This window comes from Spirosoma pomorum (genome assembly GCF_054776615.1).
Genome location: NZ_BAAHBP010000023.1, coordinates 118627 through 133661, shown reverse-complemented (window position 1 = coordinate 133661; position 15035 = coordinate 118627). Strand labels below are relative to the sequence as shown.

Genomic DNA, 15035 nt, shown 5'->3' with positions numbered 1-15035 from the left:
GAATGCAGGACAGCAACACCAACATTCGCTTTATTGAAGTCGATTTCGATCCATTCAGCGGCCCGTCCATCGATCGATTAGCGCCTACTACTGAACCCCAGCGTGAAATCTGGGCTTCCTGCCAATTGGGAGGTGACGATGCCAGTCGGGCGTATAACGAATCCATTTCGCTGGCTTTTTCCGGCTCCGTCGATCGCCAGGCGATGGCCAGTGCTTTCACCGCGCTGGTACAACGTCACGAATCGCTTCGTTTGGTTTTTAGTGGTGACGGACTACAGATCTGCGTCTTTGAGCAGTTTCCAATCCAGCTTACGTACCTAGATTATTCCGGCATTGACAGTAATACGCAGGAGCAGTACGTAGCCCGGTACGCACAGCAGGATGCTATTTACACGTTCGATCTACTAAATGGTCCGCTGATCAAGGCAGCGTTGCTCAAACTTTCTGACACGGCTTACCATTTCATCCTGACCGCCCACCATATCATCTGCGATGGCTGGTCACTTGGTATCATCCTACAGGACCTGGGTGCGCTCTACTCGGCTTCCGTTCAGCAGCAACCAGCTTCACTCCCTGCGGCTCCCCTGTTTACTCAGTACGCAACGGAGCAGGTAGCGTTTACCGACAGCAGCGAATACCAGACAAACGTACAGTTCTGGCTGGACCGGTTTCGGGATAACGTACCCGCGTTAACCTTACCAACGGATTCGCCCCGGCCCGCTATTCGGACCTACAAAAGCACCCGCCAGGATTACAAGCTGGATAAAACGCTGGCGCAGGCTGTCAGAAAGTTGGGCGCGAAGGCTGGTTGCAGCTTTGTCACAACGCTCATGGCAACCGTTGAAGTATTGCTGCACCGGCTGAGTGGTCAGACTGATATCGTACTAGGCTTGCCTGCATCAGGTCAGTCGGCTACGGGCTACGATCGGCTGGTGGGGCACTGCGTCAACCTGCTACCGCTCCGGAGTTTCCCTAAGCCGCACGATACCTTTACCCAGTTTCTACTTCGCCGGAAGGAAGCGCTGCTGAATGCCTATGAACATCAGCAGCTTACGTTCGGCAGTCTGCTTCAGAAACTAAATATTATCCGTGATCCGTCGCGGGTTCCGCTGGTTCCGGTTATTTTCAATGTGGACATGGGCCTCGATAACGATGTTCATTTCCACGGTCTCGATTACCGGCTTATCAGCAACCCGCGGCAGTTTGAAACTGTCGAGATTTTTCTGAACATCGGCGGATCGGTTTCGGACCTGACGTTGGAATGGTCGTTCAACACCCAGTTGTTCGAAGGCACGACCATTGACCGGATGATGCAGGAGTACGAAAGTATTCTCCGCGCCGTCGTAGCCAACCCGGCTATTCAGCTCGATCAGATTCCGCTGACCGACGAACGGCAGCTATTAAAAAAGCTGGCTCGCTGGAATAATACGGATGCTGACTATCCCCGGATGGAACCGCTCCACGCCATTCTCGAAAAAACGGCCAACGAGTTTCCCGACAAAGTTGCGCTTGTGACCAAGCAGCAGGACGTAACGTATCGGAAGCTGAACGAATCAGCCAATCAGCTAGCGCATACGCTCTGCAATCAGGGCGTTCGCGTGGGCGATATTGTTGGGGTCGTACTAGACCGGACCCCCGAACTACTGATTTCGCTCTTGGCCATTCTGAAAGCCGGAGCGGCTTATTTACCCATTGACCCTGAGTATCCGCAGGATCGAATCGCGTTCATGCTCAGCGATTCCTCGGCCAGTACGGTCATTACCTCCCGGAAATATCAACAGGGACTCTCCAGTCTGGAGCTATCCAGCCCCGATCAAGCCAGTTTTGCCACTCAGACCAAGACGTTATCGGTAGAAACATTACTTAATCAATCAGCCGCCAACCCCGTCAGTGCGCCGAACGTAACGATGTCGAGCCGCGACCTGGCGTACATTTTGTACACCTCCGGGTCAACAGGGCGCCCGAAAGGCGTGTTGATCGAGCACCGGAATATCGTCAATCTGCTGTATAGTATGCTCAATTTTCCGGGCATGACGGCTGATGATCGGCTGTTGGGAGTCACGACCGTTTCCTTCGACATTGCCGGGTTAGAGCTATTTCTACCTCAGTTGGTAGGTGCTACGTTGGTACTGGCCGACGCCGAAACAGCCCGGGATGGCAGGGCGCTGCTGAAGATGCTGGTTGATCAGCACATTACGGTTATGCAGGCAACGCCTGTCACCTATAAGATGATGCTGGCGGCCGGCTGGGACGATACGATTGTGCCCGAGCTTCAGGAATCACTGAAGATTCTTTGCTGTGGCGAGCCCATGTCCAACGATCTGGCGCAGAAACTTACGGTTCGCTGCGCATCACTTTGGAACATGTACGGCCCAACCGAAACGACAATCTACTCGACGGGGAAACAGATTCTTGCCACCGACGAACTGATTACCATCGGCCGGCCGATCAACAACACGCAGGTGTATATCCTGGACGAGCAGTTCAATCTACTGCCCGAAGGCATTGCCGGGGAAATTTACCTGGCGGGTGATGGCGTTGCCCAACGGGGCTACCTGAACCGTCCGGAGCTGAACGAGGCAAAGTTTGTTCCGAACCCATTTAGCCACGTTCCCGGCGAACGAATGTACCGCACCGGTGACCTTGGCAAGTTTACCACCACGGGTGAAATTCATTGTCTGGGCCGGATTGACCACCAGGTTAAAATCCGGGGATACCGCATTGAGCCAGGTGAGATTGAGCAACTGCTTCTTAAACAGGCAGGCGTCAAGGAAGTGCTGGTCATAGCCCGCGAGGATCGCCCCGGTGATCAGCGGCTGGTAGCTTACGTCGTGACGAATCCACCTCTGGCCGAGCCAGCCTTTCTGAACGAAGTCGTCAAATGGCGGGCTACTCTTGCGGAAACCCTGCCTACGTACATGGTGCCAGCGGATTTCGTCCGTCTCGACCAGTTTCCGGTAACACCCAACGGAAAAATTGATCGGAACGCCCTGCCCAAACCAGCTTCAGCCCGGGACACGCAGAAACGGCTTAAGCAGCCGGAGACCGCGCTGGAAAAGCAAATAGCGGCTATCTGGAGCGATATACTAGGGCTTGATACGGTTAGTATACAGGACGATTTCTTCGAGTTGGGAGGTCATTCCATGATTGCCGTTCAGGTAATGGCCCGCCTGGAAAAGGAAACGGGGAAACGACTGCCTCTATCGACGCTGCTAACGTACCCAACTATCGAAAAACTGGCGGCTTTACTGGAAAATGATAAGCCTACCAACCGCTGGAAATCCCTGGTACCGATCCGACCACAAGGCACCAAAGCGCCTATTTACATTATTCACGGCATTGGCCTTAACCTACTGAACTTCAGCAGCCTAGTATCATACATGGATCCAGATCAGCCCATTTATGGACTACAGGCCCGTGGACTGGATGGTACAACTGAGCCGCTCGACAGCATGGAAGCCATTGCGGCCGCTTACAACGAGGAACTGATTGACCAGAACCCGGAAGGCCCCTATGCTATCGCCGGGTACTCGTTCGGTGGTTACGTAGCGCTTGAGATGGCCCGCCAGTTGAAAGCCATGGGCAGGGAGGTGAAAATGCTGGCGATGTTCGACACCAACGCCGAAGAATCATTGACCTTCCGGTCGCCGATGTACCGGCTGGGACGGAAGATTGCGCGTCAGGTCCCCAAAATGATCTGGATTGGTAAATCGTTTCTGAAGCACCCGGTCAACACGCTGCAATACCAACGCGAATTTGTCGAACGGCAGGTTCAGCAGTTTATGCAAGCCATCGGCCTTCGCGAAGAACCGCAGCCGGAAGCTGGCTTTGAACAGTTAAACCGGATTATGGAAAAGCATGAAGTAGCCTATCAAAACTACATCATGCAGCCGTATGACGGCATTATCGACCTGTTTAAGGCGAAAGAACGGCTTTATTTCGTGGACGACATCAAATACTTAGGCTGGAAGAAATACGCACTTAAAGGTGTCCGAGTTCATGACGTACCAGGCGACCACCAGTATATGCTCTTACCGCCTAATGATAAGGAATTTGCTCGTACGCTTCAACGGGCACTGGATGCCTGCTAACCTAATGGGCTAATAAAACGCTCATCGCCCCTGTGAATAGAGGTTCACAGGGGCGATGAGCGTTTACCCGTTCAGTAGATTTTGTAAGCGGCTTTGCGTTGCGCTGTACTTGATAACGGTCTATCCGTTTCTTTGAGGAGAGTTTTCTGACACGAAATCATTCAAGCTTACAGATTGTAGGTACGATCAGTGAGCAACTACGACGGAGTAACCGGTTTACTAAATACCCCTCTCACAGCATAAGCCTCAATCAGTTGATTTGGTATCGCCGGATTCGCGTTGCTTAAGCAGTTGACCCAGCCTAGTCAAGTAGGTCACTCGTTGTTGTTGATAACGCTGCTTGCTGAGTTGGAGCTGAGTAAGTACCGCCTGGTAGTGCTGACTTAAGGCTACCGCTCCCAAGTGGCTTCGCTTCAGCAGGGCTTCTATCCGGCCAATACTGATGTCGATAAGATCAATCTTACGCTCGTAGCGTTGAAGTTGCTGTTGAGTCAGATCAATACGGCTCTGAGCCCAACGAGTTCCTACCAAAGCGCGTTTCGTAGGTTGTGCTTTTACTGGCAACAGAGCCTGCCACTGCTGCTCGAGGTCCTGTAGGGCGCCTGTCATCGACTGGCCATCAAAGGCATCGGCGGGCAAGCGAATGTTGCTGTGTTGGTCAACCAGGTATGCACTGCAAAGTTGTTGGCCAGTTGCTACCAGCGCGTTGAGCCAATCCAGTCCTTCTTCCAGGGTGGCTACGTTTGCGCGGTGGGTTTGATGTTGGCACTGCTGCAAGGTGGTGAAGACAATCAGCATGGCTAGCAAATGGTTGTTGTTTGTAAAGTCTATTCACCAGGCAGGTATACTGCTCTGGGTGGTTGCTGTCAGTTTAATCGTATTGGTTTCGAAAGCCCGGTAATAATCCAACCAAGTTATAAAACAGTATTTGGCATCTCAAGAAACGCCCGAATAAAGGATACGAAAATATCTCTTCGTCTCACGGGGGGAGCTGAATAAAATCAGGCGAGTTATTGCTAGATGGACAAGAACCACTCTCTTTGGTCCTAGCGATTGCGCCCTACAACTTGGGAATGGCCTGGTGCAGGGTTTTACCGATAACGGAGAGATCTTTCCCCCAAATAGCCAGCATTGGTGCATTGACCTGCTGAATGCGCATATCACGTTCGGTAAACACCGCCGTCGCCACCGGGCTGGCCAGCACCAAGTTCTCAAAGCGAACTTCACTACTAGCCAGTTGTTGGCTCAGCAGCCTATTCTGAATCGTCTTTCGTCGGGCCGTCAACAAGGAGACTACCTGTCTGTCCAAAATCCGCAAGGCATTCAGTTGCCCCTCGTCCAGCCGGCGCACCTGCGAGTCGATGACGCACAACGAACCCAGGGCCTGCCCGTCTTCATCAACCAGGGGCTCGCCCGCGTAAAAGACAATATGCGGATCGCCTGTCACCAGCGGATTGAGCCGAAAGCGCTCGTCCAGCCGCGCGTCGGGCACAATAAAGGGCGTAGCGGGGCTGATTAGATTGTGAGCACAAAAGGAGTATTCGCGCGGGGTTTCTCGAAACGAGAGTCCCCGGTTGGATTTGAACCACTGGCGCTGGCTATCAATCAAACTGATGAGGGCCACGGGAGTACCGCAAATTTGAGCAGCCAGCTGGGTAATATCTTCGTATTCTTGCTCGGGTAGTGAATCTAGGATGGCATAGCGATCAAGAGCAGCCAAACGCTTCGTTTCTTCGGGGGAAGAAAGAGGAGAATTCATCGATCAAGAAAGTGGTAAAAATGGAGTACATCGGATAAAGCTACTCAAAAATAAGCAGCCTGAGGGCTGGTCAAAACGAACAAGCGTTACCAGCGATAGAAAAAAGGACCAACTTCATTGTTCGCAGTCCACGCCTGCTCCGGTGAGCTCACTCTCAAACGCACCCAAAGTCCGCTTAAGAAACAGGTATATAAACGTACCATCGTCTAAACTACCATACCGGCGGCTTGGTTAAATGCGCCAACTTCAGGCTCCACCGTGATTTATCCTAAACTGGTTCTTTTGACGAATCAATCTCCAGCTTATACCCTTTCCCGTGGCTGTTAACAATCCGAACCGTAGGCGCAGACTGTAGCTTTTTCCGTAGTCGGGAGACAAACACATCCAGGCTGCGGCCAACAAACACGCCTTCATCCTCCCAAACCTGCTTCATAAGTTGATTCCGATCGATTACTTTATTTGGCGTACTAGCGAACACATTCAGCAATTTAGACTCCTTAGCTGATAGCTCAATACGTTCCTCGCCCAACCGCAGAATCTGCTTTTCCAGGCAAAACGTAAGCGGACCCAGATGAACCAAAGTAAGTGGAGACGCCTTTTCGACTATGATTGGGGAGGGTGCTTTCCGATTGCCTAAACGCCAACCAACTCCGGTTAGGAGAACTGGTAAGAGAAGCCAAGTCAACCTCTCCGCACTGCTGATCGAGGTCATCTTAACCAGCGGCCGGGCAAACTGAATTTGGATGCTGTAGGCCCCCCGGGGAGGTGTTCTGGTTAAACAGGCAATCGCCCCCCTAGTCAACGGTTGACGGACTTCATAGCTGTAGGCTACCGCATTCTGCTCTTCCTGCCTGACTTCCACCAGGTAGTCCAAAGACCCATGATTTTGCAGCAAATGCCGGTGGATGATCTCAATCAGAGATTCTGGCGTGAAGGCAAAGGAATTTTGAAACCGAATCAGAAACGTGCGGGAGTCCACCTGTTTGATGGGCAATACCCAGGAAGTGGAATCGCCCGAGGCCAGTAATACTTCGTGACCAATTTTGCGCATGGTCACCAGCACGTCCCTTTCATCGCTGTAGCCTGGCAGGTCGATAAGTAGCAGGAGCAGTACGGTGAATATTACGTTTTTCATCGACCAAAAGTAGGCCTTGATAGGTGATGATTTTCACGTTTTACATTCCGTTAACACTTTTTTACAGGCGATTAACTCTATTAAGATAATCACCAGATAGGTTTGAGTCGGATTTGATACGAACGCATCTGAGAACCGGTTCATGTTCGCTCGGCATTGGGGGACGTAACGATTCATTCTCCTTAAATCCCAAGATAGCCCACGGTGAAAGGTGTAGCCTGGTCGGTTAATCATTCATGAATGATTAACCGACCAGGTCTTACAACGGATGTAAAAGCAATTCTTTACTACTTAAAAAAGAAGATGGTGAACTGTATTCGTGTATTTGCTTGGTTCTTACTAGCTGTTTTTCTCATCTGCTGTGGGCACGATCAACGAGAAGAACAAAAAGACAGTCTCAGGTCCGAACCCAAAGATACAGTTACCGCCTACGGACCTAACACAATGGTTCGGAATGTAAAGCAAGATAAAAACGGAAACATTTTGATTGCGGCATCCTTTGCTGGCGTTTTTCGATACGATCCCAGACGGGCAGTTGGAAAATCGTTTACCAATCTCACAAGTAGTAAAATAGGTTCGCGTAGATTCTGGGATGTTCTGGAAGATCGACGTGGAAACCTTTGGGTCTCGACTACCGATTCAGGTGTTTATCGCTACGATGGGAAGTCTTTTCAACATTTTACAACCCAGGAGGGGCTTGCCAGTAATGCGGTTGGGGCTATTTACGAAGATCGAGCCGGTACTATTTGGTTCGCAACCGGAGGAGGACTAAGCCAATATGATCCCAGACGGGCATTGGGGAAATCGTTTCGAAACTTCACAACCAAGGACGGGCTGCCCCATAATAGTGTCAATACTATTCTGGAAGACAAAACCGGGAAATTCTGGATTGGTACAAGGGGTTATTTAAGCCTTTACGATGGCACCGCATTCACCACGCTCGTCAACAAAGATGGTAAAGCCTTCTACAACGTTTGGTCGATCATCGAAGACAGAAAAGGCAGTATTTGGTTCGGGGGCGCGATAATCAAAAATAGAAAGGACAATGTGTTGTTCATCGAAGATGGTCTGTGGCGCTATGACGGCAGTAGTTTCACTAAAGTATCACAACGAGGTGCCTCGTTCATAATCGAAGATAAAAAAGGAAACATCTGGACAACGGGCAGCGTAAATCCTCCTAACGGGCCGGTCTGGGCCCTTTCCCGTTATGATCAGAAGTCCCTGTATAATCCAAAGCCCACTGTAACCGAAATAATGTCAATAAAAGGGCCGGGAATGCTCTGTGGGATTTTGGAAGCGAACGATGGCAGTATTTGGTTTGGCGCTTTGGGTGCAAAGAGTGGTGTGTACCGTTATGACGGAAAGACAATCACGGACTTTAGGCGTAAAGAGGATCAGAAATGATGCATATGCTGTCCCGTCAAACGCCCGTTTTCTTTTGTGGGAATTGAAGAAATGGGCAAAGAAATTCTCGTGGTACCACCTCACCAATCAGTGTCTCGTCCGCTGCTCCTGGCAAGTTTGTGGGAATACGTACAGGCGGCCAAACTCATCGACTGTCTACTTATTCAGCGAGGGATCAATGACTGCGGCATCAAATTCGGGATTAAGCCTCTTGTAAAGTGGGGTGGGTTCAACCGTAACAAATACTTCCAACGTAGGACCAACCAGTAGTTCCAGCAGGTGACCGCCATGACTGATACCATCTTCGGTTGCCAGGTTAAGGTGCGTGTGGGCAACTGGTTTGCCATTAAAAACCGCAATATCACCAACCATTGACGTAACCTCAGCTTCGCCAATGGGAATTACCTTAAACTGCTTACGCCCATAGTCATACCAGCCTACCTTGGCCGACTTTGCATCACCAATAGCGGTATAGTGAGCGCTTTTCACGTCGTATTTTTGAGCAAATTCGGTCAAACCCGATACAACCTCATCGCCGGTAGAAAAAATGACCGCGTAGGTTTTAACGTTTCCGCTGGTACTCAGTAGTTTCACTTTTACGCCCGGCGAGCGGCCTGTCTGTGCGGGTTTAGTGGGTGACACGTATTCCTGAGCCTGAGCTGAGAAACTGATGCCTGCGATCAGTAAAGCCGCGATTGCGCCCAGCTTGATACAAGATATTTTCATAACGTCTGATTTATTGAGTTAACCCAAAACACCAGCGTTAGTTTGTGGCAATCAGCTCGAACACGTAGTGCTAAAACGAGTGTCGGGTCTTGGCCGGAGGGCTTAGGTAACGTCCCTTCACTGCCAAACTAATACGAGTAGCAACCTGCATCAGCTTACAAGCAGATAACGCCTGCGGTCGGGCGTCGAGCAGTCATGACCTAAACCATTAATGGGTCATTTCTTGTATTTTACGTATCGCTACTTTCCAACACCCGAAGCTTTAGCCTGCTCCCGACTAAAGATAACACCTCGAATTTCAGGATAACGTTCGCGAATAATATCCCGCGCGTCCAGCAGCCATCTTCTTTGCTCAGCATTCTCGATTTGGCCCGTCGGCTGGCCAAGCTGCGTGATCAGAATTGGTTTCTGGCGAATACCATACGTTACGTGCGTCCGGATGGTACTGTGCATCAACTGATACAGGGAGGCAAATGAATGGCTCTGGTGGTCTTCGGCGCGCGCGGAGTCATTAACGGCCTCGACGCCAATCCAGTCAATACAGCCCGAGCCGGGATAGTACGAAATCACCGTCGAGGGTTCTACCGGGCACCACACCCACGTAGCATTGGTTACGTTTCGTTTTTGGCTAAACCGAACAACATACTGCCAGGCCTGTCGGTAAAGCAGGAGTAGCTTCTCATTGGCGGTCCCCCACTGGCGGGTTGTGTCATCAAACCCAGGGGCAAACGATACCAATACCGGTCGGCGGTAGCGCTTGATCTCGTTAAAAAAGTCGGTCAGTACCGTATCGCGCTTCCCCGTTTTAATTGCCTGTAACCAACGTTCCAGCGTTCGTGACCTTTCGGTCGCGGGTAGCGACGGTTCCAGATAGAGCAGTGGCAGTTGGTTGGACGCCACCGACCAGACCGGTGGTACGATGGCCGATTTTAGAGATGTTTCTTGGCGTAACGTATCAGTCCGCGACGAATCGACCGACCAGCTTGTATCTGACACAACAGCATCGGTAGCCGCCCCCTGTCCGCCGGTTGACCAGGCCAGGTGCTGCGGAGCAATAACCATGTCCGGCAGAAAGATTCGTTTCAGATCAGCCTCCGTGGTTGTATCTCCGGGTAGCAAACCGTAATAAAAAGGCTGCGTGGTGGCGTGCTGAATATCATGCGTAATCTTGGCCGATCGTCGTTGCTGATCATAGGCAATCAGGCCCGTAGTCAACAACAGCACCAAAACGGCGAGCGGGATGGCCGACATACGCAGCCAGCCATAGATCCCGTGCCGAATGTACCAGACCGCTAACCGAATCATCCGCATACTTGAGCGGGGAAAGGTCTGTCGTTGTACCCATTTTTTTACGGTAGCCAGGGCCTCTTCCTGACCAATTCCCACATTGATGGCTAAAATAAAAACATTCAGTAAGGCAAAGCCGATCATCAACTGCGAATAGAAGTTACTGAATGCAAATCGCCCATAATGATGGATACTGTACCCCAGCGCTCCCAGGGTCAGCAGTATCATCAGAATATTGGGCAGGCATAACAGGAAGTTGTTCCGCATCTTATCCTGTTTGGGCGTAGGTAGGTACGGAACCTCAATACGAAAGATCGTATATACCAAGCCCAGTACGTACACCCACCAGGTACCACTACTCAGAATTCCTCCGAAAATATGAAAGCCGGCCTCGTGCTTTTCAATCAACCACCGCTGGGCATATTGGCGGATTAGCAATGTAGTCGCAAAGAGCGGCAGGAAAGCGGTGGCGAAATCAGTGAGATCGAGTCGTAGTGGCAGCCGCATCATTACCAGCGCCACTATGGGAATGAGCAGATCAATCAGTTGCGCTACGCCCATCAGGTAATGCATGGGCATAGTCAGGTAATGCAACCGCTGTCGCCAGCTGAACTTGCTGAATAACCGGGGATACGTAACAAACAGCAGTTCGAAGGTCCCGCGTGCCCATTTCAGCTGCTGCTTGTAATAGGCCGATAACGTAGCCGGAACCAGCCCATAGGATAGCGGTAACGGTACGTAGACCGATTTCCAACCTCTGGCATGAAGCTGCATAGCCGTGTGCATATCCTCGGCCAGCCCAGCCGCGTGCCCCCCAATCGAATCAAGTGCATCGCGCCGGAACGTACAGTTCGCACCAATGGCCTGGGCGGTACCATAGCTTCCCATCGTGGTCATCATCGGCCCGTAGAACGTGTAGGTCTGCTCTGTAGCGCCGTACGAAATCAGGCTTTCCTTCCGGTTGTAATAACCTTGTACGCACTGCACGAAGCCCACTTTGGGATCTTGAAAATACGGCAGGACGTGATCCAGAAAATCGGGAACAGGAATATGATCAGGGTCCAGAATCAGACAGATATCCCCCTCCGCTACCTGAAGGGCATTGTTAATATTACCGGCTTTGGCGTCCTTTTTATCGTAACGAACGATGTGTTCAACCCTCAATTCTTCGCAGATCATGCTCAGGTAAGGGTCGCCTGCTTCGTCGCATAGATACGTTGTGTGCGGGTAGTCGATGCGCTGAATGGCCCGCAACGTATTGATGACCATTTCATAAGGCTCGTCGGCGCAGTAGGTTGTAAAAATATCGACGTGCCAACGTTTGTTGATCTCCGCCGGCTTTGGGGGAATCACCTTCCAGTAGTGATACCATTCGTGCAACAGCCGAAGCAGTTTCAGGCAGATCGATACCGACAGGAGTACAAACAGTAACGTATACCCCCGATTCTGGGGCTGAAAATACTTCCACAGAAAAGCGGCCATGAACAAAAGGCCAACCAGAATCAGCAAGCGGCTTGGCATGCGATCCTTCTTTCGGTACGAGAAATTATAATTCCCGTTGGGAGAAGTTTCCGTAAAAACAGGCCAGTTCATAGACTAAATCCGTTTGAATACCGTCGTTTCGCTGAATTCTCCAGCCCGCTCCTGCCGCGCCCTTTTGTCATTAACAGTTGCTTTACGGATGAACAAATATACGTTTCGGACAAACTTATGACGACGAATTGTTGCATTCGTCAGTGACGAATTGTAAGAATAACGTATCAAGTAAAGATACGCCCTGCGCGCCTAGGCGCGTCTGCGTACTTTTTGCACGTTTTCATTACGTACTAAGCTCTCTTTTGCCGAATGCGCGTAGTACATTTTTTTCTATTTTTCCCCTTTACCTGGCTTTTTGAATCCTGTCTACAGGACCGCACGGCCGACTACTCCGTTTACGACCGGGCCAAGCCTACTTCGATCTATCACAATGGACAGGCCTACAAGCTGCTACGCTACGGAAAGCCTTATTTTATTCAGGGGGCAGGTGGCAAAAGTCATCTGAAACGGCTAAAACAAAGTGGTGGAAATTCCGTACGTACCTGGGATGACATTGATGGCGAACAGCTACTGAATCAGGCCCAGCAGCTGGATCTTACGGTTCTGTTCGGTCTTTGGGTCGAGCGGGAAGCGGACGGGTTTGATTACAACGATCAGCAGGCCGTCGATCGGCAGTACGAGCGGATTCGAAAAACTGTTCTGAAATATAAAGATCATCCCGCTCTGTTAATGTGGTGCGTGGGCAACGAATGGTCACAGGATGCGACCAATTTCGACGTTTTTGACGAAGTCAACCGACTGATTGAGCTGGTTCATGAGCTGGACCCAAACCATCCCGTTACCACGGCCATCTCGCCCGATAGTGAGCGTTCGATCTGGCTGGTCCGAGAACGCTGTCCAGCGCTTGATATCTTATCCGTTAACTCCTATGGACTAATGCCCGAGTTGGCTGGATACCTCCAGAAAGGTGGCTGGAACAAGCCCTACCTGATTTCTGAATTTGGCGCCAAAGGCTACTGGGAAGAAACTACGACCCTCTGGGACACGCCCATCGAGCCCAATAGTACCCAGAAAAGTAAGTTTATCAGCCAGACTTACCGCCAGTATATTACTTCTCAGCCGGGCGGAGGTTCCCGGCCGCAAAACTGCTTTGGCTCGTACGTCTTTTATTGGGGGCAAAAGCAGGAAGAAACGCACACCTGGTTCAGCCTCTTCGACGAAAAGGGGCGCGAATCCCCGCAGGTGGCTCTGATGCAACAGTTATGGACGGGTCAAACGCCCGCCAACACAGCCCCCGTTATCCAGAAAATGATTGTCGATGGTTCTGATGCGCTTAGTCAGGTTTTCTCGAAATCAGCAGGACGGCATAGTGCTTATATTATGGCCATCGACCCTGATGATGATACGTTATCTTATCGCTGGGAGATCAAACTAGCGGCAAAAAACACGTCCGATTACATAAATACCGTCCGGCCTGCCATCAGTGGTTTAATCCGATCAACCAACGGTCCTTTTGTTGACTTTGTACTACCTAGTCAGCCAGACGCCTATCGTTTGTTTGTTTACGTATACGATACCCACAATCATTTCTCAACGATGAATATCCCGTTTCGCATCACCGCTAACGGAATGGCGGAGTAGTTTAGAGTAACGCCTGTCGATATGTCTTCAACTCAGTGAGAGAAATTTTGTAAGCGAGTGTCAGTATAGCGTAAACGCCCCCACCCAACACTACCTCGGCAATCGTGTTTACCAGCCCTTCGTAGCCGATGAAGGTTTTATAGAGCGTCACCACCCCTACCATAATCAGGCAGAAAATAAGCGGCTTGGCAATGTTTTGAAGAAAAACGCTCATAAAATCGCCAATCAGCATGTGCACGATGACGAAGTTAGCGATCAGGTTCAGTAGTGTTGCCAGTAAGAATGCCATCGCAATTCCCGTAACGCTCCAGTACGTTCCTAGCACGTACACCAATGGAATTTTGACAATCAGCGTACCCAGGTTCAGATAAAACAACAGGTTTGGTTTGCCTTTGGTAAACGCCAGCGTAAAGAGCGGGTGGCTCAGGCACGTAAAAATCCCCACGAACACGAAAATCCGGATCAGGTCAATCGTTTGTTCCCAGCCTGGCCCATAAAACAGTGGTACGATACTTTCGGCGGTGACGAACAGACCCGCCAGCAACGGCATGTTGCAGTAGCTGATAAAATCCAGGATCTTCAGATACGAGTTTTTCAATCCGGCCGTGTCCTCTTTCATACGAGCCAGAATCGGATAGGCAACCTGGAGAATAATCGGATTGAGTTTCGTAATGGGGAAAATCGCCAATTGGTAAGCAATGGTGTAATACCCCAATAATTTAACCCCCAGCATTCCCCCGATAAAGATATTGTCGGAGTTCGACTGGATGAACCCCAGTAAACCGTCGCCCAGATTGTACATGCCAAAACGCAGGTGCTCCCCCGCTTCGCGCAGGTTAAAGGTTAGCATGGGTTTGAACAATGGCCGTCCCAAAATAACTTGCAAAATCGTCCGGATAGTCTGTCCAACCAGCGAGCCGATAATCATCGACAATTCTTCAAAGCCATTGAAGGCCAGCGCAATTGTTACTGCTGATCCGATCACCGTCCCCAGAATATCGATGGTGGCGACCGACTTGAACCGGAGCTCCTTCTCCAGCAGAAACATATACAACTGCCCGAAATAAACGATCAGGAAGTAAAAAGCGGCCAGCTTGACAACGCCTTCCAGCTTCGGCTCGTCGTAGAAGGATATAATGTAGGGCGAGCTGACATAGACGGCAACGAAAATGACCGCCCCTACCAGTAGATTGAGCAAGTACAATGTCGACAATACCTTCCGGTCACTCTCCTGCTTATAGATAATCGAATTGGAAAACCCCAGATTAGAAAAAATCTGAAAGAAGCCAATAATCAGGTTACTGACGCTCACAATACCGAAGTCGGACGGGTCCAGCAAGCGGGCCAGGATAGCTACCTGAACGAATTGAAAAACGGTGGAAATAGCCGTCGAAATGGTAATCCATTTCCCCCCGTTCATCGCCTTCTCTTTGTTACTCATTTACGCGCAGTAATT

Annotated in this window: 9 protein-coding genes; 3 read left to right on the top strand and 6 right to left on the bottom strand. The window is 50.6% G+C overall.

Going from position 1 to position 15035, the window contains the following annotated elements; genetic code table 11:
* Positions 1-2: 2 nt before the first annotated feature.
* Positions 3-4091, top strand: a complete 4089-nt coding sequence (locus tag ACYVAD_RS13275) for a non-ribosomal peptide synthetase (RefSeq protein ID WP_461139982.1) — start codon at positions 3-5, stop codon at positions 4089-4091.
* 246 nt (positions 4092-4337) lie between these two features.
* Here ACYVAD_RS13275 and ACYVAD_RS13270 read toward each other — a convergent pair whose 3' ends face one another.
* The 3 genes from ACYVAD_RS13270 to ACYVAD_RS13260 form a co-directional block, all read right to left on the bottom strand.
* Entirely contained in the window at positions 4338-4889 is a 552-nt protein-coding gene (locus tag ACYVAD_RS13270; RefSeq protein WP_461139981.1) for a hypothetical protein, read from the bottom strand.
* Positions 4890-5151: 262 nt separating this feature from the next.
* A complete protein-coding gene (locus ACYVAD_RS13265; protein WP_461139980.1) occupies positions 5152-5850 on the bottom strand; it encodes a GAF domain-containing protein in 699 nt (232 codons plus the stop codon).
* Between the two features lie 268 nt (positions 5851-6118).
* Positions 6119-6985, bottom strand: a complete 867-nt coding sequence (locus ACYVAD_RS13260) for a winged helix-turn-helix domain-containing protein (protein WP_461139979.1) — start codon at positions 6983-6985, stop codon at positions 6119-6121.
* A gap of 240 nt (positions 6986-7225) precedes the next feature.
* Here ACYVAD_RS13260 and ACYVAD_RS13255 point away from each other — a divergent pair, with 240 nt between their 5' ends.
* Positions 7226-8389, top strand: a complete 1164-nt coding sequence (locus ACYVAD_RS13255; RefSeq protein WP_461139978.1) for a ligand-binding sensor domain-containing protein — start codon at positions 7226-7228, stop codon at positions 8387-8389.
* Positions 8390-8545: 156 nt separating this feature from the next.
* Here the strand turns inward: ACYVAD_RS13255 and ACYVAD_RS13250 are convergent, their stop codons facing one another.
* Positions 8546-9115, bottom strand: a complete 570-nt coding sequence (locus ACYVAD_RS13250; RefSeq protein WP_461139977.1) for a PPC domain-containing DNA-binding protein — start codon at positions 9113-9115, stop codon at positions 8546-8548.
* A 240-nt stretch (positions 9116-9355) separates the two neighbouring features.
* Positions 9356-11995, bottom strand: a complete 2640-nt coding sequence (locus ACYVAD_RS13245; RefSeq protein WP_461139976.1) for a glycosyltransferase family 2 protein — start codon at positions 11993-11995, stop codon at positions 9356-9358.
* Between the two features lie 252 nt (positions 11996-12247).
* On the opposite strand from ACYVAD_RS13245, the gene ACYVAD_RS13240 reads away from it, so the two are divergent.
* Positions 12248-13579 carry a glycoside hydrolase family 2 TIM barrel-domain containing protein gene (locus ACYVAD_RS13240; RefSeq protein ID WP_461139975.1) on the top strand — a complete coding sequence of 444 codons (1332 nt, stop codon included), beginning with the start codon at positions 12248-12250 and terminating at the stop codon, positions 13577-13579.
* Between the two features lies 1 nt (position 13580).
* On the opposite strand, the gene ACYVAD_RS13235 is transcribed toward ACYVAD_RS13240, so the two are convergent.
* Complete coding sequence (locus tag ACYVAD_RS13235) at positions 13581-15020, bottom strand: MOP flippase family protein (protein WP_461139974.1); 1440 nt, start codon at positions 15018-15020, stop codon at positions 13581-13583.
* Between the last annotated feature and the right edge of the window lie 15 nt (positions 15021-15035).

Coding starts and splice junctions, on each gene's coding strand:
- ACYVAD_RS13255 (WP_461139978.1), top strand. CDS start 7,226: ATGATTAACCGACCAGGTCTTACAACGGATGTAAAAGCAATTCTTTAC.
- ACYVAD_RS13275 (WP_461139982.1), top strand. CDS start 3: ATGCAGGACAGCAACACCAACATTCGCTTTATTGAAGTCGATTTCGAT.
- ACYVAD_RS13260 (WP_461139979.1), bottom strand. CDS start 6,985: ATGAAAAACGTAATATTCACCGTACTGCTCCTGCTACTTATCGACCTG.
- ACYVAD_RS13235 (WP_461139974.1), bottom strand. CDS start 15,020: ATGAGTAACAAAGAGAAGGCGATGAACGGGGGGAAATGGATTACCATT.
- ACYVAD_RS13240 (WP_461139975.1), top strand. CDS start 12,248: ATGCGCGTAGTACATTTTTTTCTATTTTTCCCCTTTACCTGGCTTTTT.
- ACYVAD_RS13245 (WP_461139976.1), bottom strand. CDS start 11,995: ATGAACTGGCCTGTTTTTACGGAAACTTCTCCCAACGGGAATTATAAT.
- ACYVAD_RS13265 (WP_461139980.1), bottom strand. CDS start 5,850: ATGAATTCTCCTCTTTCTTCCCCCGAAGAAACGAAGCGTTTGGCTGCT.
- ACYVAD_RS13250 (WP_461139977.1), bottom strand. CDS start 9,115: ATGAAAATATCTTGTATCAAGCTGGGCGCAATCGCGGCTTTACTGATC.
- ACYVAD_RS13270 (WP_461139981.1), bottom strand. CDS start 4,889: ATGCTGATTGTCTTCACCACCTTGCAGCAGTGCCAACATCAAACCCAC.